We start from the raw sequence: 598 nt of genomic DNA, 5'->3' as shown, positions 1-598 counted from the left end.
TAATGCCGATCATTTAACGATTTATTGATCGGTTGACTGATCGTTTAAATGCGTCAAAATCCGAGTCCTATCTCTAGGTCTCGGATTTTTTTATGCAAGTTTCTCAAGCGTTTGACATGATAAATCAACTTAAGCCTCATCAAGTTGATACCCTCGCAGATTTGCTCCCTTTAGCATTGATAGAGGAAGCTTATTCATTAACTGAAACCGTCACCATTCGAAAACGTAAATTAACATTAGAGTCAATGGCTTGGCTTCTTATTGGTATGGCTATCTATAACGATAAATCAATGGCTCACATCATCAATATGCTCGATATCGTCGATAGAGACGGGAAACCCTTTGTTGCACCGAGTGCACTGACTCAGCGACGAAAAGATCTTGGGGAAGCGGCAATGAAAGCCCTGTTTGAGTGTACTCAGGCTCATTGGCATCGTGAAGCCATGCATCCAAACTGGAATGGGTTGACATTACTGGGTGTCGATGGTGTCGTATGGCGAACGGAAGATACGCCTGATAATGCGACTGCTTTTTCTCGACAAAAAAACAGTCAATACCCTCAAGTGCGAATGGTCTGCCAAATGGAATTAAGTAGCCA

The 598-nt window shown here is 42.5% G+C and carries 1 protein-coding gene; it reads left to right on the top strand.

The window, feature by feature from the left end; all coding sequences use genetic code 11:
- Positions 1–92: 92 nt before the first annotated feature.
- The coding region (locus Q0791_RS24970; RefSeq protein ID WP_299011962.1) for a transposase domain-containing protein at positions 93–598 on the top strand (506 nt) is incomplete at its 3' end.

Origin of the sequence: uncultured Shewanella sp. (assembly GCF_947495455.1) — a bacterium.
In the GTDB taxonomy this organism is placed as follows: Bacteria; Pseudomonadota; Gammaproteobacteria; order Enterobacterales; family Shewanellaceae; genus Shewanella.
The sequence above is the reverse complement of the archived record's forward strand: the minus strand, read 5'-3'. Positions and strand labels throughout refer to the sequence as shown.